Here is an 18,882-nt window from a genome sequence, read left to right on the forward strand (position 1 = left end):
TCCTATGTCATCGCGCCCGACGGCACGGTGCTGCTGGCCTACGACAACCTCAAGGCCGACGACCACGTCAGCCAGACCCTCGGCGCGCTGAAGGCGTGGAAGGCCAAGCAGAAGAAGTAGGCGCTAGGACGCGCCGCCGGCTGGCTTCGGTTTGGCCAGTCGGCAGTATCGCTTCTCCCTCGCGCAAAGACGTCCGAGCAGATCCGCCTGATACGCGGGCATGAGCTGCGTGATCATCGGGGTCATCTGACTCATCAGCTGCGGCATCTTCGTCAGCGTCGCCTGCCCCGTAGGGCTCTCATAGAAGGCGACCATATCCCGCAGCTCCGCTTCGGTGAATGTTGCGGCGTACATCGCAGGACCCTTCTCATTCATGAGAACTGCCATCTTGCTCATCAAGGCGTGCATGGACTCCGTGACGTCCTTGGCGATCGCCACCCGCTCTTTCTCTGGAAGCGCCCCCGGGAACATATTCGCCTGGTCGAGCATGCTGGGAGCCATTCCCTTTATGGCGTTGCTCATCATCTCCTCCATGCGCATGGCGACGATGAGCCGATGGGCCAGTTCCATCGCCTCCTTGCTGGGCTGAGGCGTCGGGCTAGCTTCAGCGGCCATCGCTGGAAGCGATACGGCAAGGAAGAGAGCGGCGAGCGCCGACGAAATGATATGAGACAGCCGCATGATCAACCCCTGATTGCTCCCGCAAGCTGCGGTAGGTTCGCGGCCCTGACAAGCCGTCTCAGGCTTGTTTGACCGACCGGCGTCGCTTCACGGTTAGCTCGTTGGTCGCGCGCAGCCCGGGCCTGGATCTCCCCCGCGCGTCCTTAGCCGCCAGCCGACGCGCGGACGTTCAACGGGAGCCAACAGCTCCCCACGGCGACGCCGGCGAGCCGCTCAGGCGGAAACGCCTTGCGAAACAAGCCCTTTTCCCGTATTTGCCCGCCTCTTCACGGACGGCGGTCTCAAGTCGGAACGTAAAAGGCGCGGGAACCTCCCGCGCGCCGCATTGAGATCCATCGTTTTCGCCGGACTTCCGCCGGCGAACGCGCCGCCTCCACAACGGAAGAAGGAAAACATGGCGCTCTACGAGCACGTCGTTATTTCGCGGCAGGATATCTCGCCGCAACAAGCCGAAGCCCTCAATGACCAGATCAAGGCCCTCATCGAAGAGGGTGGCGGCGTGGTCGCGAAGATCGAGTACTGGGGCCTTCGCAACCTGACCTATCGCATCAAGAAGAACCGCAAGGGCCACTACTCCCTGATCTCCATCGACGCCCCCCCGGCGGCGGTGAAGGAAATGGAACGCCAGCTGTCCCTCAACGAAGATGTGCTGCGTCACCTGACGGTCCGCGTCGAGGAGCTCGACCTTGAGCTCTCGCCGGTCCTGGCCCGTCGTGACCGCGATCGTGAGCGCGAACCGCGCCGCGAAGACAGCTTCCAAGCTTCCTAAGAAAGGGAGGATCATCACATGACCGACGAAACCTCCGAAGCCACCACCGCCGGCGCGCCCGCCGCCGGTGGCCAGCGCCGCCCCTTCTTCCGTCGCCGCAAGGTCTGCCCGTTCTCGGGCGCCGGCGCGCCGAAGATCGACTACAAGGACGTGAAGCTGCTGCAGCGTTACGTCTCCGAACGCGGCAAGATCGTGCCCTCGCGCATCACCGCGGTTTCGGCCAAGAAGCAACGCGAACTGGCCAAGGCCATCAAGCGCGCCCGCTTCCTGGCCCTTCTCCCCTACGTCGTGAAGTAGGGAGCACAGGCACATGAAAGTCATTCTGCTCGAACGCGTCGAAGGCAAGGGTCTTCTGGGCGATGTGGTCACCGTCAAGGACGGCTACGCGCGCAACTTCCTCCTGCCCCGTCAAAAGGCGCTCCGCGCCAACGCCGCCAATCTGAAGGTCTTCGAAGGCCAGCGCGCCGATATCGAGGCCCGCAACCAGAAGGCCAAGGAACAAGCCGGCAAGACCGGTGAGAACCTGGACGGCACGTCCTACATCCTGATCCGTCAGGCGGGCGAAAGCGGCCAGCTCTACGGTTCGGTCTCCGGCCGTGACGTCGCCGACATCGTCAATGCGGCCGGCGGCAAGCTGGAACGCTCGATGGTGGCCCTCGACAAGCCGATCAAGACCCTGGGTCTCCACCCGGTGAAGGTCGTCCTGCACGCCGAAGTCATCGTGTCGGTGACCCTGAACATCGCCCGCAGCCAGGACGAGGCCGAGCGCCAAGCCCGCGGCGAGGACGTGGTCAACTCGCAATTCGAGGAGGATCGCGTCGCGGCCGAGGAAGCCGCCCAGGACATGCTCGAAGGCGGCGCCGGTTCGCACGAAGGCGACTACGTCGAGAGCTGAGCCCGGAGCCATTGACGAGGCAGATTCAATATCTGCCCCACCAAGAGAGCTCTGGATCAAGACTTGAGCGGGGTGACACGCTCAGGCTCAATCGATCGAAACTGGACGCGGCGCGGGACCTTGGTTCCGCGCCGTTTCTGTTTTGCTCCGGAATCGGCTAGTGGCCAAAACTTGGCGCTTGGCGCCCACGCGACCATGGAACGCTAGGACCCGAGGATTACGATCGCCGCATCGCGATGAGCCGACATTCCCAATGGGTGTGAAGGATGGACAGCGGCGTTGGCTCTGCCGGCTTTCAGAGCGGGAACGCGACCTCGACAACAAGCCCTGCAGGCTCCCAGGTTCGGGTAATAGTTCCCTTGATTTGACGAACAACGCTGGATTTTAGAAGCGACCCAAAGCCTTCTCGCGTCGGCGCCACGACTTTTGGTCCCCCCGTCTCCCGCCATTGAAGTATCACTTGACGCTCTGCGAGCGTCCAAGTGACCGACACGCGCCCATCGACACGGCTCCACGCCCCATACTTGTTCGCATTGGTCGCCAGCTCATGGAGAAGCATGCTGATGGGCTGCACCTGCTCTGGCGAAAGCGCGACCTCTGGACCTCTGACTTCGATGGAGTCCTTAGTGCAGAGGGCTTCCAACTCCTGTCTGACCACATCTTCCAGCCGTCCTCCTTCCCAACGACGATCTGCCAAAGACGTCTGAGCGCGAGCGAGGGCGTTGATCCTGCCCGCGAGGACTTCCTTGTAGGTTTCCAGATCGTCGGCAGCGGTAAGGCGTGTGAGCGATTGCACGATTGAGAGGATGTTGCGCGCGCGGTGATCGACCTCATGCATCAACAGCTTGCGGGCTTCCTCATTGCGCTTTTCCTCACTGATTTCGCGCACCTCAATGATCGTTCCAACGACCTGGGCCTCATCGTTTCGGATCGGGCTGGCGGTGAAGGCGACGGGGTAAAAGGACCCGTCCTTGTGAACGAAAACCTCTTCCCCCTGCGTCCCGGCATTTTGCGGGAAGGCTCGGTCGATGGCGCATTCTGAAATCGGAAAAGGGCGACCGTCTGGGTAGGTGTGATGGATCACATCATGAAGCGGGCGTCCGGTCGTTTCATGAAGGGCGTAGCCGGTGAGTTTCTCGGCTGCCCTATTCATGAATATGCACTGTTGCCTCTCATCCATAACGAACACGGACATCGTGGTGTTGTCCAAAATCGCATCAAGACGTCTGGCGAGTTCCCGAGTTTCTTTCTCCAAAAGCCGTTGATCGGTGATGTCCTGAATGGCTGCGTAAAATACGCAATCGCCATCTTCCTCAAACAATTGAAGCTGGACCGCTACGTTGTATTCGGTGCCATTCTTGCGGCGATGGACCGTCTCGAAATAGAGTCGCTCAGTCTCCCCGGAAAGAAGCGGACGTATTAAGGATAGAAACTCATCCTTGCTAAACTCTGGTTTCAAATCCCAAGGTGTAAGCTCGGAAATTTCCGAATCAGAATATCCTAGATTTTCTCGTGCGCCTTTGTTGACTAACCGAAACCTAAAATCATCGGCAGAAAAGATGTATACTTCGCTGGCAGCCTCTTCAACGATACGTCCGAGGCGTTCGTTGGTCACGCCGGTATCGAAAGTCATGTTCTGACACTTTGGCTTGGAACACTTCGCTGGCGCCTAGTCTTAGGTTGCATATGAATCCAAGGCAACAAGGACGCAGGACCATGTGGAAATCCGTCCAATCAGGCTCACACGTCTCGCAACTTGACCTGCCGAATGTCAGCAAGCGGTCGAGTCTCCGCGTTGGAATCGGGACCGAATCTCTCCGTTCGCGGCGCCGCGGCCCGGCAGGCGTGAACGACGAGTCTTCGGCGGCCTCTTAACTTCTGCTCCTGGCGCGTTGTCGACGTCGTAAGTTTCCGTGCCCACTGAGAGACGCCGTGACGCTTCGTGAACTGCTGGCCGACGGAGCCTCAAGCTTAGCTTTGCGTTGAGGCAGGCGCGGACGGTTTGTGCGCGAAATATTGTTCAAACTTGCGGGCTCCGCCGCAAGCCGCCACGGGAGACTGCGCATGTTATTGAAGCCGGGAACCACTTGCTGGCGTACGGAGACAACTCCCCGAGCTGCCGTGTTCGTCGACGTGGAAGACTACTTCTCAGCGGTGATGTCGGCCATCTCCAAGGCCACGCGCTCAGTGTATGTGTTGGGCTGGGCCTTCCACCCCATGACCGCCTTCGAGCCTCAGATCGATTGCGCCGACGCCGACAGTGGCCGCATCGCTGAATTCCTGAAGGCTACAGCGCTCAAACGCCCTGAACTCGACATCCGCATCCTTTGCTGGAAAGCCGCACTCCCGATCGCGGTGACACAGGACTTCTATCCTCAGCGCGCAGCCAAGGAGTTTCGGGGCACGACGATCCGCTACCACCTCGACGGCAGGCTGCCGGTCGGCGCCAGCCATCATCAAAAGGTCGTTGTGGTGGATGACGCGGTCGCCTTCTGTGGTGGCTGCGATTTCGGTCCGGATCGATGGGATACCTGCGATCACGAGGACGATAACCTTCGCCGGGCCGCCAAGCCTGGCGCGCCGCCATGTTTCGACCCACGCCATGAGGTCATGAGCGCGGTCGACGGACGCGCTGCAGGAGCCCTGGGCGAGCTCTTTCGAGATCGGTGGTTTCGAGCGACGGACGAACGCCTGCCATTACCTGATGTCCAACCTGAAACCGATCCATGGCCTGAAGGGGTCATCCCGCAATTCCGAGACGTTCGGGTCGGCATCTCTCGGGCGGCGTCGGCCTGGCGGAAGGAGCCACAGGTGCGCGAAATCGAAGCCCTCTACCTGGCTTCCATCGCGGCGGCGAAGTCGTGCATCTACCTCGAGAACCAGTATTTCACGTCCTCCGTCATAGCCGAGGCGCTCGCCCAAAGGCTAGCCGAGCCTGACGGTCCTGAGGTTGTCCTTGTCTCAACGGAGCACGCGCCGAGCTACTTTGATCAAATGACAATGGACCGGACCCGGTCGTTCTTCATCAAGCGGCTGACGTCCGCCGATGAACATGGGCGCTTTCGCATCTACAGTCCGGTCACGACCCTTGGTCGAACCATTATCGTCCACGCCAAACTCGCCATCATAGACGACGTCCTGCTGCGGATTGGATCGGCCAACGTCAACAACCGCTCCCTTGGTCTCGACACCGAATGTGATCTGTCGATCGAGCCCACGGGGTCAAACCGGACACAATCTCGCGCCGCGATCCGCGCGATGCGCACCCGGCTGATTTCGCACTGGCTGGGCTGCGGCGATACGGTTTTTGACGAAACCGTCCGGATCTCCGGCGGCATTGGCCCTGCAGTCGAACGGCTCCGCGCCGAGGGTCACTGCCGACTTCGCCCGATCCCAGCCGTGCCGTTAAAGCCGTTGGCCACACTGGTGGCGACGTTTCACATCGGCGACCCGGTGGGCCCGAAAGACTCATGGCGTCCTTGGCGGCGGCGCGTTGCGGTAAAGGCGGAACTGAAGACGGTCGTTGCAGCTTTGAAGAAGGCCCGGCTCACTCGGACAAAGGCGGGACTTGGCCAAAAGGCGGTTTGAACCCTGCTGGCTGCCTGCTTCGCCCGCCTGGCACAGATGACTCAGAGGAGCGGACATCCAGGGTTGGCTGACTCTCCCAGATGGGGATGCGTTGTTGCCGTCAGCGTTTGGCGAAGGTCCGGTTCCGGCCAGGTTTCCACGTCCGCTGTTGGCGCGCAGAGCAGACGTGGCAATGAGCGAGGGACAGCATCCGCTCAGGGTCGATTCTCACCGCGAACCTCCGCCCCAGAACCGGACGTTCGATCGACACCCACGCCGCAGCACCGCCCGGACTCAAGGGTTAGATTTTTATGACCACTAGACTGACCCTCGGTCATCCACAGGCCTCGGGATTTCCTGTGCGTAGGCTATCTCGCCACACTGCCGGGGGCTCCGCGTTAAGCTATCGGTAACCCATGGCCCTCGTTCCCGCGCTCGATCTCCGCCCCGCCCACAATGACACGGCGATCCCCCACGCCCCGGCCAACATCGAGGCCGAGCAGGCCCTGCTGGGCGCTGTGCTGTATGACAACGCCACCTTTGAGCGGATCGGCGACTATCTGCAGGCGCGCCACTTCTACGAACCCTTCCACGCGCGGCTCTACGCCGCCATCGAGACCCATGTCCGCAAGGGGCAGCTGGCCGAGCCCATCCTGCTGGCCGAGCAATTCGGCCGCGACCCGGCCTTCGAGGAGCTCGGCGGCATCCGCTACCTGGCCGACCTGGTGGACCGCGCGCCGCCCGCCGCCAATGCGCCGGACTATTCCCGCGCCATCTACGACCTAGCCCTGCGCCGCGACCTGATCCGCATCGGCGGCGACATCGCCACCACCGCGACCGCCCCCGACGAGGAGACCTCGGCCCGCGACCAGATCGAGGCGGCCGAACAGCAGCTCTACCAGTTGGCTGAGAGCGGCGGCGCCAGCCAGGGCTTCGTGCCCCTGGCCCAGGCCCTGCACGGCGCCGTCACCATGGCCGCCGAGGCCCACAGCCGCGACGGCGGCCTGGCCGGCCTCTCCACCGGCCTCATCGACCTGGACGCCAAGCTCGGCGGCCTGCACCCCTCCGACCTGCTGATCCTTGCCGCCCGCCCCTCGATGGGCAAGAGCGCGCTGGCGGTGAACATCGCCTTCCACGTGGCCCGCAACTACGCCTGGGAGCCGCAGCCGGACGGCTCGAAGAAGACCGTCTCCGGCGGCGTCGTGGCCTTCTTCCAGCTCGAAATGTCCGCCGACCAGCTGGCCATGCGGATGCTGGCCGAGGTCTCCGGCGTCTCCGGCGACCGCCTGCGCAAGGGCGAGATCGACGCCGTGGAGTTCGGCCGGGTGCGTGACGCCGCCCTCGAGATCCAGGACGCTCCGCTCTATATCGACGACACCGGCGGCATCACCATGGCCAAGCTGGCCGCCCGCGCGCGGCGCCTCAAGCGCATGGTCGGCCTGGACCTGATCGTGGTGGACTACCTGCAGCTCGTCACCATCGGCGGCGGCGGCAAGCTGGACAACCGGGTGCAGGAGGTCAGCGCCATCACCCAGGGGCTGAAGACCCTGGCCAAGGAACTCGCCGTCCCGGTCATCGCCCTGGCCCAGCTCTCCCGTCAGGTGGAAAACCGCGAGGACAAGAAGCCCCAGCTCTCCGACCTTCGCGAATCCGGCTCCATCGAGCAGGACGCCGACTGCGTGATGTTCATCTACCGCGAGGAATACTACCTCTCCCGCACCGAGCCGCGCGAAGGCACGCCCGAACACCTCACCTGGCAGGATCAGATGGACCAGGTGGCCGGTCAGGCCGAGGTGATCATCGGCAAGCAGCGCCACGGCCCCATCGGCACCGTCAAGCTGGCCTTCAACTCCGACCTCACCAAGTTCGGCAACCTGGCCCGCGACCCGAACCGCTACGACCAGCACAGCCGCGACTGACCTGGCGCTTGAACCGGCTTTCCCTCGCCGCGCCTAGCCTCTAAGGGAGCGCCAATGGCTCTCCCTTCCTCCGCGCGCCTGACGATCGATCTGGACGCCTTGGCCCACAACTACGGCGTCGTGCGCGCCCAGGCGCCGGGCGCGGAATCGGCGCCTGTCGTGAAGGGCGACGGCTATGGCCTGGGCGCCGGCCCCGTCTGCCGCCGCCTGTGGGCCGAGGGCGCCCGCAGCTTCTTCGTCGCCCGCCTGACCGAGGGCGAGGCCCTGCGCGCCGCGCTCGGCCCTGATCGTCCGGCCACCATCTACGTCCTGGACGGCATGACGGGCGCCACGGCTCCGCGTCTGGTGGCGGGCAACCTCACCCCGGCCCTCACCAGCGTGCCCCAGGTGGAGGCCGCCAGCAGCTTCGCCTCATCCCTCGGCCACGCCCTGCCCGTCGCCCTGCACATCGACACCGGCATGAACCGCCAGGGGATCACCCCGGATCAGGCCGCGGCCCTCGCCCAATCCCCTGACCGGCTCGACCACCTCGATATCGGCCTGGTGATGAGCCACCTTGGCTCGGCGCCCGAGCCGCGCGATCCCCGCAATGGCCGCCAGCTCGAACGCTTCGTCGCCGCGCGAAAGCTGTTCCCCGACGCCCGCGCCAGCTTCGCGGCCTCGGCGGGCATCTTCCTCGGCGACGACTATCACTTCGACATGGTCCGCCCGGGGGTCAGCCTCTATGGCGGCGGGCCGGAGGAGCGCCCCGATCCACGCCTGAAGGCGGTGGCGACCTTCGAAGCCCCGATCCTCGACATCCGTAATATCCAGGCCGGCGAAACCGTCGGCTACGGCTCCAGCCGCATCGTCGCGCGCCCGACCCGCGTCGCCGTGGTCGCGGCGGGCTATGCCGACGGCCTGGTCCGCGCCGCCAAGCAGACCGGCCAGGGCTGGTTCGCAGGCGCCCCTCGTCCGTTCCTGATCGTCACCATGGACCTGATCCTGCTGGATATCGGCGACACCCCGGCCAGTCCCGGCCAGATGGTGGAACTGATGGGTCCCAACGCCCACATCGACGACCTGGCCGCCGCCGCCGGCACCGTGGCCCACGAATGCCTGGTCCGCCTCGGCCCCCGGGCGGAACGGGTCTATCTGGGGGCCGTCTAGGCGCACCCGTCGGGACCTCAACGGTCACTAGTCGGCCTGCGTGGGCCGGTCGCGCCTGCCGGGACCCCTTGCGCGCCAAGGCTTGGTTGGCCTTCGTCGGCGCACAGACCGCCTTGTCTTCCATCCGTGGCCACCGACGAACCGAATCCGCAGGCGCCCTTCCCCGTCGCCCATGTTCCCGGTATGTACTCACCGATCCCGCGCCCCCAAGCGGTGTTTCAGGCTAACCTGCCCCAACCCCGAATCAGGAAACCCCATGGCCCGCGACGGCGCCGTCTATGTCTGCCAGACCTGCGGCGCGACCCAGACCAAGTGGGCGGGCCAGTGCCCGGCCTGCCTGGCCTGGAACGCCCTGGTGGAAGAGGTGCAGAGCCGCCCGCCCGGCGCGCTCGCCCCCACCCGCAGCAGTGTTCGCGGCAAGGGCCTGCCCTTCCAGGGCCTGGAGGAACACACCCCCGCCCCGCCCCGCATCCAGACCGGCGTGGCCGAGTTCGACCGGGTCTGCGGCGGCGGCGTGGTGCCAGGCTCGGCCCTCCTGCTCGGCGGCGACCCCGGGGTCGGCAAGTCCACCCTCCTGCTCCAGGTGGCGGCCTTCGCGGCCCGGCGCGGCGCGAAGTGCGCCTACATCTCCGGCGAGGAGGCGGTGGAGCAGGTCCGCAGCCGCGCCCAGCGCATGGGCCTGGCCGACGCCCCCGTCCGCCTCGCCGCCGAGACCTCCCTGCGTGAGATCGTCGAGGGGCTGAAGCGCGAGAAGTTCGACCTGGTGGTCATCGACTCCATCCAGACCATGTGGAGCGACGCCCACGAGGCCGGCCCCGGCTCCGTCACCCAGGTCCGCGCCGCCACCGGCGAACTGGTTCGCCTGGCCAAGAAGCAGGGCGTCGCCATCATCCTGGTCGGTCACGTCACCAAGGAGGGAACCATCGCCGGCCCCCGGGTCATCGAGCACATGGTGGACGCCGTCCTCGCCTTCGAGGGCGAGCGGGGCTACCCATTCCGCATCCTGCGTGGAGTGAAGAACCGGTTCGGAGCCACCGACGAGATCGGCGTCTTCGAGATGGGCGACGGCGGCCTGGCGGAGGTGAAGAACCCCTCGGCCCTGTTCCTCGACACCTCGGGCGAGCGCGCCGCCGGCGCGGCGGTGTTCGCCGGCATTGAGGGCTCGCGCCCGGTGCTGGTGGAGTTCCAGGCCCTGGTGGCCCCCTCGGCCTATGGCACCCCCCGGCGCGCGGTGGTCGGCTGGGACACCGGAAGGCTGGCCATGGTGCTTGCCGTGCTGGAGGCCCGCTGCGGCCTCGGTCTCGGCAACCGCGATGTCTATCTGAACGTGGCCGGCGGCCTGCGCATCAGCGAACCCGCGGCCGATCTGGCGGCGGCGGCGGCGCTCGCCTCCTCGGCCCTCGACGTCGCCCTGCCCCAGGATTGCGTGGTGTTCGGCGAGGTCAGCCTGTCAGGCGACGTGCGCCACGTCAGCCGAATGGATTCACGTCTGAAAGAAGCCGCAAAACTCGGGTTTAAAAGGGCTTTCGGGCCGGCTGACGTCGATGGCGGTCCCCTGAAGATGACCGGCGTGGCCCGCCTGGGCGACGCCATCCGCCGTATTGGCGACGGCGATTGGGATTAGACGAATTGCCCTGGTTCGACATCGTCGTGCTCTCCGTCCTCCTGGCCTCGGCCGGGATCGGATTCTATCAGGGCGCGGCCCGCGAGATGGTGGCCGTCCTTTCCTTCCTGATCGGAGCCGTGGTGGCCGTGATGGCCCTGAAATTCACGGGCCCGCTTGGCCGGGCCATGGTCGATCCGGACTGGGCTGGCACCGTCGGCGCGGTCCTGGGGACCTTCATCCTGGTCTACGGCGCCCTGCGGCTTACGGGCGCAGGCCTTGCGAGGCGCGTGCAGGAGACCGAAATCCTGGGCCTGCTGGACCGTACGGTCGGCCTGGGCTTCGGCCTGATCCGCGCCTTCGTGGTCCTCGGGGCCTTCAACCTGGCCTTCAACGCCGCAACCCCGGTGGAGTTGAGGCCCAGATGGATGACCGGCGCCATCTTCTATCCGATGACCACGGCGGCGGGACAGATCCTCAAGGCCTTCGCGCCCCGCGGTCTGGACATGGCCAACAAGCTGAAGCCGGCGGTTTCCGAGGCGGTTCGTGAAGGTTCCGCGAACGCCCCGCGTGACTCTGGCGACAGTCGCGGCTATGACGCCCGCGATCGCGGCAGTATCGATGATCTAGTGGAGAAATCCCGATGACCCAGTCTCTGGATCGATGGCGACAGGCTCCCCGCGATCCCGATGACGATACGCCCCGCCTGGAGTGCGGGGTGTTCGGAGTCTTCGACACCGACGACGCCTCGGCCATCACGGCGCTCGGCCTTCACGCCCTCCAACATCGCGGCCAGGAAGCCTGCGGCATCGCCAGCTTCGACGGCCAGGGCTTCCACACCGAACGCCATATGGGTCATGTGGGCGACGCCTTCGCGGGCGGTGACCTCATGGACCGCCTGCCCGGCCAATCGGCCATCGGCCACACGCGCTATTCCACCGCCGGCGGCTCCTTCATCCGCAACGTCCAGCCGATGTTCGCCGATCTCGAGGCCGGCGGCCTGGCCATCGCCCACAACGGCAACCTCACCAACTTCCTGACCCTGCGCCAGCAGTTGGTTGCCGAGGGTTCGATCTTCCAGTCGACCTCAGATTCCGAGGTCATCCTTCACCTGATCGCCCGCTCGCGCCGGGCCCGGATGGTGGACAAGTTCATCGACGCCCTGTCGGTCATCGAGGGGGGCTACGCCCTGGTCGCCCTCTCCAACAAGAAGCTGATCGGGGTCCGAGATCCCCTCGGCATCCGCCCGCTGGTCCTGGGCGACCTCGACGGCAAGGCGGTGCTGGCGTCGGAGACCTGCGCCCTCGACATGATCGGCGCGACTTTCGTCCGGGACATCGAGCATGGCGAGATGGTCATCATCGACCACGAGGGGATTGAATCCCTGCGTCCCTTCCCCGCGGCCAAGGCCCGCCCCTGCATCTTCGAATACGTCTACTTCGCCCGCCCCGACTCCGTCGTGAACGGTCGCTCGGTCTATGAGGTGCGCAAGCGCATGGGCCGCAAGCTGGCCATGGAGAGCCACGTGCCGGTGGACGTGATCGTCCCCGTGCCCGACTCCGGCGTCCCCGCCGCCCTCGGCTACGCGCAGGAAGTGGGGGTGCCCTTCGAAATGGGCATCATCCGCAACCACTATGTCGGCCGCACCTTCATCCAGCCGACCCAGGGCGCCCGCGAGATGGGCGTGCGCATGAAGCTGTCCCCCAACCGCTCGGTTCTCGCCGGCAAGCGGGTGATGCTGATCGACGATTCCATCGTGCGCGGCACCAACTCCGTCCGTGTCGCCCGCATGGTGCGCGAGGCCGGCGCCGCCGAGGTCCACCTGCGCTCGGCCTCGCCGCCAATCATGTGGCCCGACTACTACGGCATCGACATGCCCGATCGCGACAAGCTGCTGGCCGCCAATCACTCGGTGGAGGAGATCGCCAAGATCCTGGAGGTCGACTCCATGGGCTACCTCTCCGTCGACGGCCTCTACTGGGCGATGGAGTCGGCGCCTCGCGATCCCAATGACCCGCAGTTCACCGACCACTATTTCACCGGTGACTACCCGACCCGCCTGCTGGACCGCGAGATCGCCGAGGGGCGCAACGAGGTCGTCGAGCGCCAGCTCTCGTTCGTGGTCGACGCGTGAGTTCAGCTAAGGCAGGCGGCTGGATCAGCCGCCTGAAGCCCGACTGGTACATCATCCTGATCATCAGCATGGTGGTGCTGGCCTCGCTCCTGCCTGCCCGCGGCGCGGCGGCGCCGGCCTTTGGCCTGGCCACCCAGATCGCCATCGCCCTGGTCTTCTTCCTGCACGGCGCAAAGCTGTCGCGAGAGGCGGTGATCAAGGGCGTCACCCATTGGCGCCTACACCTGCTGGTCCTGGCCGCGACCTTCCTGCTGTTCCCGGTCCTCTGCCTGGGCTTGGCCGCCCTGCCCGGTGCCATCACACCCGCGGCCCTGGCCCCGGGCCTCATCTTCCTGGGCTGCCTGCCATCGACCATCCAGTCCTCTATCGGCTTCACCGCCATCGCCCGGGGCAATGTCGCGGCCACGGTCGCCTCGGCCACGGCGTCCAACCTGTTGGGTATCGCGGTCACCCCACTCCTGGCGGCGATGCTGATGCAGACCCAAGGTGGCTTCTCCCTGCACTCGGCCCAGTCCATCGTCTTGCAACTGCTGGCGCCCTTCGTGGCCGGCCAACTCCTGCGCCGCTGGGTCGGCCCCTGGATCGCCGCCCGGTCGAAGATGGTCGGCTATGTCGATCGCGGCTCGATCCTGCTGGTGGTCTATGCCGCCTTCTCCGAGGCCGTGGTGGAGGGCATCTGGACCAAGGTCAGCGCCCTCGACCTTGTCCGCCTGTTGATCCTCTGCTGCGTGCTACTGGCCGCCGTCCTGCTGGTGACCCTGGCCGCCGCGCGGGGGTTCAAGTTCAACAAGGAAGACGAGATCACCATCGTCTTCTGCGGCTCAAAGAAGAGCCTGGCCAGCGGCGTGCCCATGGCCGGCGTGCTGTTCCCCGGCGCGCAGCTGGGCATGATCCTGTTGCCGATCATGGTCTTCCACCAGATCCAGCTGATGGCCTGCGCGGTCATCGCCAACGCCTACGCAAAGCGGGCGGACACAGAGCCCCAGACCAGCTAGAAGCCCGCCATGACTGATACGAACCTTCCCCTCGTCGGCAAGATCGCCCTCGTCACAGGCGCCTCGCGCGGCATCGGCCGGGCCTCTGCTCTCGCGCTCGCCAAGGCTGGCGCCCATGTCATCGCCGTGGCCCGCACCACCGGCGGCCTGGAAGAGCTGGACGATGAGATCCGCGCCGCCACCGGCCAGCCGGCGACCCTGGTCCCTATGGATATCTCCCAGGTCGAGGGCCTGGACCAGTTGGGTCTCGCCATCCACGAACGCCACGGGCGTCTGGACATCCTGGTCCACGCCGCCGCCATCCTGGGCGCCATCACCCCGGTCAGTCACCTCGAGCCGGCGTTGTTCGACAAGGTGTTGACCACCAACCTGACGGCCACCTTCCGGCTGATCCGCACCACCGAGCGCCTGCTGCGCGCCTCTGAGGCCGGTCGAGCCCTCTTCATAACCACCGGTCGCGTCCAGCGCCCGAAGGCCTTCTGGGGCGCCTACGGCGTCTCCAAGGCGGCGATGGAACACCTGGTGCAGACCTGGGCCGACGAGCTGGAGAACACCACCGTCCGCGCGGCCCTGGTGGACCCGGGCGTCATGCGGACCAAGATGCGCGCCGAGGCCATGCCGGGCGAGGATCCCATGGACCTCCCCCATCCGTCCGAGATCGGGCCGATGATCGTCGAACTGGCCCAGGCGGACCTGGGCCAGCCGAAATCTAGCGTTTTGTTTTCGGACTGGAAGCTGACGTCCGGCTCGCCCGCTTCGGCTTGACGCCGGGACGGGCCAGCTTCTGGGTGCGACCCTTGGGGTTACCCACCAGCTTGGGCTTGGCGACGTAGGACCGCTTCGGCTTGGCGTCGGCGCCGGCCTTGGCCTTGGCCGAGGCCGCCGCCTTGGACTTCGCGCGCATCCCGGTTGTCGGGCCGCCCACAGCCTTGGCCGCCGCCTTGGCCGCGAAGCCACCGGTCGGGCCGCTCTTGGCCTCTCCCTCGGCGAAGGGGTTCTTGTTCGACTTCACGGTCAGTCGCATCGGCACGCCCGGCAGGTCGAAGCTCTCCCGAAGCGAGTTGATCAGGTAGCGGCGATAGTGGTCCGGCAGCTGATCGGCCCGGCTGGCGAACAGCACGAAGGTTGGGGGCCGCGCCTTGGTCTGGGCCATGTACTTCGGCTTGATCCGGCGGCCGCCCACCGAGGGGGGCGGGTGGCGCTGGGTGGCCATGGAGAGCCAGTCGTTCAGGTCCCGCGTCTTGACCTTGGTGGACCAATCGCCGTGCACCTTGAAGACAGCAGGCATCAGCTTGTCGAGGCCACGTCCCGTCTCGGCCGAGAGCGCCACCACCGGAGTCCCGCGAAGCTGCGGCAGCAGGCGACCGGCTTCCTCGTTGAACATGGCCAGCGTCGCGCGCTGGTCCTCCACCAGGTCCCACTTGGCCAGGCAGAAAACCAGTCCACGACCTTCCCGCTCAACAAGGTCGGCGATCTGCAGGTCCTGGACCTCGAAGGGATGTGTGGCGTCCATCACCAGGATCACCACCTCGGCATAGGTGATGGCACGGATGGAATCCTGCCCCGACAGCTTCTCCAGCTTCTCCTCGACGCGCGCCTTGCGGCGCAGGCCGGCGGTGTCCACCAGGCGAATGGCGCGGTCGTCCCACGTCCAGTCGACGGGAATGGCGTCGCGGGTGATCCCGGCCTCGGGTCCGGTCAGCAGACGGTCTTCGCCGATCAGCTTGTTCACCAGGGTCGACTTGCCGGCATTGGGGCGGCCGACGATGGCGATCTGGACGGGCTTCTCAACGGCGTCGCCGTCCTCGAACTCATACTCCACCGCATAGGGCGCGATGGCCTGATACAGGTCCGCCATACCTTCGCCGTGCTCGGCGGAGATCGGGATGGGCTCCCCAAGCCCCAGGCTGAAGGCGTCGTTGATGCCGTCGTCGCCTCGCTTGCCCTCGGCCTTGTTGGCCAGTAGCAGCACCGGCTTGTCCCGGCGGCGCAGAATCTCGCCGAACACCCGGTCCATCGGGGTGATGCCATCGCGGGAATCCACCACGAACAGGGCCACGTCGGCCTCGTCGATAGCCAGCTCGGTCTGGGCGCGCATCCGCGCCTCAAGGCTCTCGTCGGTGACGTCCTCGAACCCGGCGGTGTCGATCAGTTCCAGTTCAATGTCGCCTATCCGGCCCGCGCCGAATCGTCGGTCGCGGGTGACACCCGGCCGGTCATCGACGATGGCGAGCTTCTTGCCCGCCAATCGGTTGAACAGGGTCGATTTGCCGACGTTCGGACGCCCTACGATCGCAAGCCTGAGCGGCATGGGGTCCTGGTCTTTTCTCTTCGTCTATCGCAGCGCGATGAGTTGGGCCTCATCGGTCGCGATATAGATCGTGTTGTTGATGGAGATCGGGCCGAGCAGCACGCCCGAGCCGAGGTTCATGGTCTTTTCCACCACGCCGGTCTTGGCGTTCAGCGCCACCAGCTCGCCCTGGTTGGAAGCGGTGATCAGTTTCCCGGAGGCCAGGATCGGGCTGGACCACATCGGCTTGGAGACATACTTTTTCCGGCCCAGGCCGATGCCCATCAGGCCCCCCTTGGCCTTGCCGCGCCCTTCGCCCAGGTCGCGGATCCAGTAAATCAGACCGCTCTCGCGCGCCACGCAGATCACCTGGCCGGACTTGTCCACCACATAGACCACGTCACCCGAAGGCCAGGGGGTGGTGACGCCGGTGATCGGCAGGGTCCAGCGCGCCTGGCCGGTGCGCAGGTCGGTGGCGGCGAAAACGCCCGAATGGCTGACCGCGAAGACGTCGCCCTGGAAGATCACCGGGCGGCCAGGAATGTCGCGAATTTCCGACAGGGCGTTGTTGCGGCTGGCGCGCGACAGAGCCTCGTTCCACAGATCGTTGCCATTGGCGGCGCGCAGCGCCACCAACTCACCCGAGCCGAAGGCGGCCACGACGGTGTCGCCGGAGACGGCAGGCGTGGAGGCGCCCAGGATGCGCGAAGACTCCGACAGGGCCTGATAGGTCCAGCTCGCGGTCCCGTCGGCGGTGTTGTAGCTCAGCAGGGTGTTGTCCACCGCCACGACGAAGAGGCGTCCGCCCGCCACGGTGGGCGCGGCGTGGATCGGTTGCTCGGTGGCGACCTTCCAGCCCACGGCGCCTGTGTCGGCGTTCAACTGGGCGACGAAGCGATAGCCCGAGGCGACATAGAGCTTGCCGTCGGCGATGGCGACGCCGCCACCGAAGGCTTCCTTATCGCGCTTGGAGTCCGGTCGCAGATCGACCTTCCAGACCTCAGCGCCGGTCTGGGCGTCGTGGGCTGAGACCGTGGCCTCACCGTCCATGACATAGATCTTGCCATTGGCGGCGACCGGCGGCGCGGTGATGTGGGCGCCTCGGCCGGACTTCTGGCCAAAACCGCGCTTCCAGGCGATCGAGAGGTTCCCGCCGCCTGCGACGTGGCCGACGGAGTTGTCGAGCGTGCCGCCCGGGGTGGTCCACTCACTGGCGGTGACCGGATCGGGCAGGAAAAAATCTATGCCCTTCAAGCCCTCGTCTGCCTCCACCTTCTTGTCGAAGGCGATGATGGCGATGCGTTCGCCTTCGCTGGCGACTTCGCCCGGAGCTTCCTTCTTTGGGAAGGGATTGAGGCGGCTGATCGTCGAGCACCCGCTCGCGGCCAGGGCGGCCGTCAGGAGCAGGGCAAGACCGGTGCGGCTGCGAAGCGTCATTTGGCGTCCGGTGTTTGTTGCGTCGGAGCGGAAGAGCCGGCGGCGGCCCCGGGTTGGAGTAGCGTGGGCGAGAGGGCCGCGGCCGCGCGGGCGGTCGCCGCGACGTTCTTGGCCGAGCCGGAATCGATCAGGTCCATGGCGGCCTTGGCGCGGTTGCGCGCGCCTTCCGAGGCGTCAGCGATCAGCGAGATGACCACGAAATCGCCCCGGGCGCCTGCCATATCGCCGTGCATGATCTTGGCGAACGCCAGCGCCTCACGCGCCTCGGTGCGATAGGGCCGACCTTCTTTGAGCATCGGCGTCAGGCGCGCCTCCAGGTCCTTGTAGGGAGCCGTGTCGAGCAAAGCGAAGGCGGATTTGAGGCGGGCGACATCGCCGATGATGTCGTTCGGGGCGGCCTCCGCAGCCTGGTCGAAATATGTCACGGCCTCGGCGGTCTTGCCGACGGCGATCTTGATCCCGCCCTGGTGCTGCAGGGCAAGGGACTTATAGGCCTTGGAGCCGGACTTCGCGACCTCACCGAACAGCCGGTCGGCCTCATCGGTCCGGCCCGCGCCGAAGGCTTCCAGGCCCTGGGCGTACTGGTCCGAGGCCTTGGAGGTCGTCTTGGTCTGGTAGTTGTCGTAACCCCAGATCGCCAGCGCGATCACCAGGGCGGCCGCAAGGACGACGCCCACCCAGGGCAGGGCTTTCAGCGCAAGCGCCTTGTAGCGGTCGGTGCGGAGTTGCTCCTCGACCTCTTCAAAGACATCAACCACGTAGGGGAACTCCGCACGAAAGGCGCAAGGGGAATAGAGCGGCGGAACCTATAGCGGCAGCGTGGCCATCGCAACGGTTCGGCGTCGTCGTCCGGGGCTTAGCCTGCCGCGAGCTTCGACGCCATGAAAGTCTCGAAGGGAACCTTGTAGTCGGGATGCCATCGCGACAGCGCCGGGCGGTTCAGGATCAGGTCGTCGGCGGACCACCGCGCGCGCTTTTCATCCATCTCGCGGGTCACGTCGTTGTCGGGGCAGAGGATGTAGAAGTCCCCCTTCCCCATCGCCTCGACCATGAAGTCGGCGACTTGGTCGGCGCTCCAGGCCCCCGTTGGCTTTTCCACCGAGCGGGCCGTCATGCCGGTGAAGGTATAGCCGGGAATCAGCAGGTGGGCGCTGACCTGTCCGCCCTCGACGTTGCGGAGTTGGTGAGCCAAGCCTTCGGTGAGGGCTTTCACCGCGGCCTTGCTGGTGTTGTAGGCCACATCGCCTGGAGGATTGGTGATCCCCTGCTTGGAGCCCGTATTGACGATGGCGCAGGGCGTGCTCTGGTCAATCATCAGGCTGGTGAAGGCCTGTAACCCATTGATCACGCCCCAGAGATTGATCTCCAACAGCCGGCGCCAGCGATCCGGATGCTCCCAGGCCCCGCCCCCGCCGCCGACCCCGGCATTGTTCATCAGCACCC

17 protein-coding genes are annotated in these 18,882 nt (G+C 65.8%); 11 read left to right on the forward strand and 6 right to left on the reverse strand.

Going from position 1 to position 18,882, the window contains the following annotated elements; all coding sequences use genetic code 11:
- Positions 1-123: 123 nt before the first annotated feature.
- Positions 124-681 carry a DUF2059 domain-containing protein gene (locus tag AAC997_RS18785; RefSeq protein WP_340647231.1) on the reverse strand — a complete coding sequence of 186 codons (558 nt, stop codon included), beginning with the start codon at positions 679-681 and terminating at the stop codon, positions 124-126.
- A gap of 394 nt (positions 682-1,075) precedes the next feature.
- On the opposite strand from AAC997_RS18785, the gene rpsF reads away from it, so the two are divergent.
- The 3 genes from rpsF to rplI are packed head-to-tail and all read left to right on the forward strand — an operon-like array spanning position 1,076 to position 2,345.
- The gene (gene rpsF / locus AAC997_RS18790) at positions 1,076-1,450 is read left to right on the forward strand and encodes a 30S ribosomal protein S6 (RefSeq protein WP_340647232.1); all 375 of its coding nucleotides are present in this window, start codon (positions 1,076-1,078) and stop codon (positions 1,448-1,450) included.
- 18 nt (positions 1,451-1,468) lie between these two features.
- Positions 1,469-1,747, forward strand: coding sequence for a 30S ribosomal protein S18 (gene rpsR, locus AAC997_RS18795; protein WP_215340908.1), 279 nt, complete (start codon positions 1,469-1,471; stop codon positions 1,745-1,747).
- 13 nt (positions 1,748-1,760) lie between these two features.
- Positions 1,761-2,345, forward strand: a complete 585-nt coding sequence (gene rplI / locus AAC997_RS18800; RefSeq protein WP_340647233.1) for a 50S ribosomal protein L9 — start codon at positions 1,761-1,763, stop codon at positions 2,343-2,345.
- 295 nt (positions 2,346-2,640) lie between these two features.
- On the opposite strand, the gene AAC997_RS18805 is transcribed toward rplI, so the two are convergent.
- Positions 2,641-3,978 carry a PAS domain S-box protein gene (locus tag AAC997_RS18805; protein ID WP_340647234.1) on the reverse strand — a complete coding sequence of 446 codons (1,338 nt, stop codon included), beginning with the start codon at positions 3,976-3,978 and terminating at the stop codon, positions 2,641-2,643.
- Positions 3,979-4,466: 488 nt separating this feature from the next.
- Between AAC997_RS18805 and AAC997_RS18810 the strand changes: the two genes are divergently transcribed.
- From AAC997_RS18810 to AAC997_RS18845, 8 genes are all read left to right on the forward strand, one after another.
- Complete coding sequence (locus tag AAC997_RS18810) at positions 4,467-5,933, forward strand: phospholipase D-like domain-containing protein (protein WP_340647235.1); 1,467 nt, start codon at positions 4,467-4,469, stop codon at positions 5,931-5,933.
- Positions 5,934-6,328: 395 nt separating this feature from the next.
- Positions 6,329-7,831, forward strand: a complete 1,503-nt coding sequence (locus AAC997_RS18815) for a replicative DNA helicase (protein ID WP_340647236.1) — start codon at positions 6,329-6,331, stop codon at positions 7,829-7,831.
- A gap of 54 nt (positions 7,832-7,885) precedes the next feature.
- On the forward strand, positions 7,886-8,980 hold the full coding sequence (gene alr / locus AAC997_RS18820) for an alanine racemase (protein ID WP_340647237.1): 1,095 nt from the start codon (positions 7,886-7,888) through the stop codon (positions 8,978-8,980).
- Between the two features lie 256 nt (positions 8,981-9,236).
- Positions 9,237-10,604, forward strand: a complete 1,368-nt coding sequence (gene radA / locus AAC997_RS18825; protein WP_340647238.1) for a DNA repair protein RadA — start codon at positions 9,237-9,239, stop codon at positions 10,602-10,604.
- 5 nt (positions 10,605-10,609) lie between these two features.
- The gene (locus AAC997_RS18830; protein WP_340647239.1) at positions 10,610-11,230 is read left to right on the forward strand and encodes a CvpA family protein; all 621 of its coding nucleotides are present in this window, start codon (positions 10,610-10,612) and stop codon (positions 11,228-11,230) included.
- A complete protein-coding gene (gene purF, locus AAC997_RS18835; protein ID WP_340647240.1) occupies positions 11,227-12,717 on the forward strand; it encodes an amidophosphoribosyltransferase in 1,491 nt (496 codons plus the stop codon). Before AAC997_RS18830 ends, purF begins: the two co-directional genes overlap by 4 nt.
- On the forward strand, positions 12,714-13,712 hold the full coding sequence (locus tag AAC997_RS18840) for a bile acid:sodium symporter family protein (protein WP_340647241.1): 999 nt from the start codon (positions 12,714-12,716) through the stop codon (positions 13,710-13,712). Before purF ends, AAC997_RS18840 begins: the two co-directional genes overlap by 4 nt.
- A 9-nt stretch (positions 13,713-13,721) precedes the next feature.
- Positions 13,722-14,477: an SDR family NAD(P)-dependent oxidoreductase gene (locus AAC997_RS18845; RefSeq protein ID WP_340647242.1), complete on the forward strand. Its 756-nt coding sequence runs from the start codon at positions 13,722-13,724 to the stop codon at positions 14,475-14,477.
- Here AAC997_RS18845 and der read toward each other — a convergent pair.
- From der to AAC997_RS18865, 4 genes are all read right to left on the reverse strand, one after another.
- The gene (gene der / locus AAC997_RS18850) at positions 14,422-16,023 is read right to left on the reverse strand and encodes a ribosome biogenesis GTPase Der (protein ID WP_340647243.1); all 1,602 of its coding nucleotides are present in this window, start codon (positions 16,021-16,023) and stop codon (positions 14,422-14,424) included. The two genes, AAC997_RS18845 and der, sit on opposite strands and share 56 nt — an antisense overlap.
- 24 nt (positions 16,024-16,047) lie before the next feature.
- Positions 16,048-17,439, reverse strand: coding sequence for a PQQ-binding-like beta-propeller repeat protein (locus AAC997_RS18855; protein ID WP_340647244.1), 1,392 nt, complete (start codon positions 17,437-17,439; stop codon positions 16,048-16,050).
- A complete protein-coding gene (locus AAC997_RS18860) occupies positions 17,436-18,197 on the reverse strand; it encodes a tetratricopeptide repeat protein (RefSeq protein WP_340647245.1) in 762 nt (253 codons plus the stop codon). Before AAC997_RS18860 ends, AAC997_RS18855 begins: the two co-directional genes overlap by 4 nt.
- Positions 18,198-18,295: 98 nt before the next feature.
- Positions 18,296-18,882 (reverse strand): SDR family NAD(P)-dependent oxidoreductase (locus AAC997_RS18865; RefSeq protein WP_340647246.1); only part of this gene is annotated, 587 nt, incomplete at its 5' end.

This window comes from Phenylobacterium sp. (assembly GCF_037968635.1).
Lineage (GTDB): Bacteria > Pseudomonadota > Alphaproteobacteria > Caulobacterales > Caulobacteraceae > Phenylobacterium.

What these genes read in the sequence shown, in the direction of transcription:
- rplI (WP_340647233.1), top strand. Translation starts at nt 1,761, where the DNA reads ATGAAAGTCATTCTGCTCGAACGCGTCGAAGGCAAGGGTCTTCTGGGC.
- AAC997_RS18785 (WP_340647231.1), bottom strand. Translation starts at nt 681, where the DNA reads ATGCGGCTGTCTCATATCATTTCGTCGGCGCTCGCCGCTCTCTTCCTT.
- rpsF (WP_340647232.1), top strand. Translation starts at nt 1,076, where the DNA reads ATGGCGCTCTACGAGCACGTCGTTATTTCGCGGCAGGATATCTCGCCG.
- der (WP_340647243.1), bottom strand. Translation starts at nt 16,023, where the DNA reads ATGCCGCTCAGGCTTGCGATCGTAGGGCGTCCGAACGTCGGCAAATCG.
- AAC997_RS18855 (WP_340647244.1), bottom strand. Translation starts at nt 17,439, where the DNA reads ATGACGCTTCGCAGCCGCACCGGTCTTGCCCTGCTCCTGACGGCCGCC.
- AAC997_RS18805 (WP_340647234.1), bottom strand. Translation starts at nt 3,978, where the DNA reads ATGACTTTCGATACCGGCGTGACCAACGAACGCCTCGGACGTATCGTT.
- radA (WP_340647238.1), top strand. Translation starts at nt 9,237, where the DNA reads ATGGCCCGCGACGGCGCCGTCTATGTCTGCCAGACCTGCGGCGCGACC.
- purF (WP_340647240.1), top strand. Translation starts at nt 11,227, where the DNA reads ATGACCCAGTCTCTGGATCGATGGCGACAGGCTCCCCGCGATCCCGAT.
- AAC997_RS18845 (WP_340647242.1), top strand. Translation starts at nt 13,722, where the DNA reads ATGACTGATACGAACCTTCCCCTCGTCGGCAAGATCGCCCTCGTCACA.
- rpsR (WP_215340908.1), top strand. Translation starts at nt 1,469, where the DNA reads ATGACCGACGAAACCTCCGAAGCCACCACCGCCGGCGCGCCCGCCGCC.
- alr (WP_340647237.1), top strand. Translation starts at nt 7,886, where the DNA reads ATGGCTCTCCCTTCCTCCGCGCGCCTGACGATCGATCTGGACGCCTTG.
- AAC997_RS18815 (WP_340647236.1), top strand. Translation starts at nt 6,329, where the DNA reads ATGGCCCTCGTTCCCGCGCTCGATCTCCGCCCCGCCCACAATGACACG.